This window comes from Sphingomonas sp. (genome assembly GCF_040398505.1).
GTDB lineage: Bacteria > Pseudomonadota > Alphaproteobacteria > Sphingomonadales > Sphingomonadaceae > Sphingomonas.
This window is the reverse complement of sequence record NZ_JBBATX010000191.1, coordinates 1-1,867: the sequence shown is the minus strand read 5'-3', so window position 1 is coordinate 1,867 and position 1,867 is coordinate 1. Positions and strand designations below refer to the sequence as shown.

Here is a 1,867-nt window from a genome sequence, read left to right as displayed (position 1 = left end):
TGGTGCACCCGACTGGATTCGAACCAGTGGCCTCTGCCTTCGGAGGGCAGCGCTCTATCCAGCTGAGCTACGGGTGCCTGAACGCTCGCCTAGCAAAGCCGCGCGCGCTGCGCCAGTCCCTGCTTGGCGGCTATTTGGCGAGCGTCACCGGCTGGAACGGGCCGAGACCGCAACTGGCGCCGCGCTGCAGCGCCGGGGTGGCGTAGAGCACGGTGATGATGTCGACCGAACACAGCTGGCTCAGGCTGGTTTCGTAAGAGAAACGCTCTTCGAACCCAAGCCCCGGGCAGGCATAAGGCAGGGTGTTGCGGTACACTTTGCGGCCGGTCATGATGAAATCGATCGTGCGGTCGCCATGGACGCGGGTTTCGCTGATCTGGCGCAGCGGAATGCAGCTTTCGGGCTTGCCCGTTTCGGTCGCGGCGGGGATCGCCTCGCGGTCGCGCGCCATGCCGGGGGCAGCGACAGCGGTGAAGGCGAGGGCGGCGAGCAGCATGCGCATGTCATGTCTCCTTGGGCGCGCGAACCTTCGGCGCCGGGGTCTTCGGCTTGAACGCACACAGATCGGCGACGCTGCAGCGCCAGCATTCGGGCGTCCGCGCCTTGCAGACATATCGCCCGTGCAAGATTAACCAGTGATGAGCGTGCAGCCGGAAGGGTTGCGGCGTCGCCTTGTCCAGCTTCAGTTCGACCGCGAGCGGGGTCTTGCCGCGCGCGAGGCCGGTGCGGTTGCCGACGCGGAAGATGTGCGTGTCGACCGCGAACGTCTCCGCGCCGAACGCGACGTTCAAGACGACATTGGCGGTCTTGCGCCCGACACCGGGCAGCGTTTCGAGCGCGGCGCGGTCGGCCGGGACTTCGCCGTCATACTCGGCGATCAGGCGTTCCGACAAAGCGATGACGTTTTTGGCCTTGGTGTTGAACAGCCCGATCGTCTTGATGTGCTGCTTCAGCCCCGCCTCGCCGAGCGCGACCATGTCGGCAGGGGTCTTCACGCTCTCGAACAGCAGCCGCGTCGCCTTGTTGACGCCGATATCGGTCGCTTGCGCCGACAGCGCGACGGCCACGACGAGCTGATAGGCATTGCCATACGCCAGTTCGGTCTCGGGATGCGGATTGTCCGCGGCGAGCCGGGCGTAGAAGTCGACGACGTCGGTCTTCTTCAAACCCCCAGCACCTGTTCCATGCCGTAGCGCCCCGCTGGTTTGCCGACCAGCCACAGCGCCGCGGTGATCGCGCCGCGCGCGAAGATCGCGCGGTTTTCGGCGCGGTGGCCGATCTCGATCCGCTCGCCCTCGCCTGCGAAGATAACGAGATGATCGCCCGCGACCGATCCGCCGCGCATGGAGGCGAAGCCGATCGTCCCCTCCGAGCGTGCCCCGGTCAGCCCGGCGCGATCGGCGACCTTGGCTTCGGCGAGCGTGATGCCGCGCCCCGCCGCCGCCGCTTCGCCGAGCAGCAGCGCAGTGCCCGAGGGCGCATCGACCTTGTGGCGGTGGTGCATCTCGGCAATCTCGATGTCCCAGTCGGGCCCAAGCCGCGCGGCGGCATCGCGCACCAGCTTGGCGAGCAGCGTGACGCCGAGCGAGACATTGCCGGTCTGCAGCACCGCGATCTCGCCAGCGGCGGCATCGATCAGCGCATGGTGCGTCGTCGACAGGCCGGTCGTGCCGATCAGGATCGGCGTGCGCGCCGCCCGTGCGGCGGCAAGCGTGCGTTCGAGGGCGGCGGGCGTCGAGAAATCGATCAGCACCGCGGCATCGTGCGCCAACGCCACCGGATCGCCCCCGGCGTCAATCCCGCCGACCAGCGTCGCGCCGAGATCGGGCACGGCGGCGGCGAGCGCCTGCCCCATCCGCCCCGCACT

The 1,867-nt window shown here is 68.3% G+C and carries 3 protein-coding genes and 1 tRNA gene; all 4 read right to left on the bottom strand.

The annotated features are described in order from the left end of the window. Positions 1-77: transfer RNA gene (locus tag ABWP09_RS14275), tRNA-Arg, on the bottom strand. A 53-nt stretch (positions 78-130) separates the two neighbouring features. Beyond that, positions 131-502, bottom strand: coding sequence for a hypothetical protein (locus tag ABWP09_RS14270; protein ID WP_353205784.1), 372 nt, complete (start codon positions 500-502; stop codon positions 131-133). Between the two features lies 1 nt (position 503). After that, positions 504-1,166, bottom strand: a complete 663-nt coding sequence (gene nth, locus ABWP09_RS14265) for an endonuclease III (RefSeq protein ID WP_353205783.1) — start codon at positions 1,164-1,166, stop codon at positions 504-506. Then, on the bottom strand, positions 1,163-1,867 hold a 705-nt coding region (dapB, locus tag ABWP09_RS14260), incomplete at its 5' end, for a 4-hydroxy-tetrahydrodipicolinate reductase (RefSeq protein WP_353205782.1). The genes nth and dapB, both read right to left, overlap by 4 nt.

Bases quoted from the DNA above. Each gene is read 5' to 3' on its own strand.
- ABWP09_RS14270 (WP_353205784.1), bottom strand. From the start codon at position 502: ATGCGCATGCTGCTCGCCGCCCTCGCCTTCACCGCTGTCGCTGCCCCC.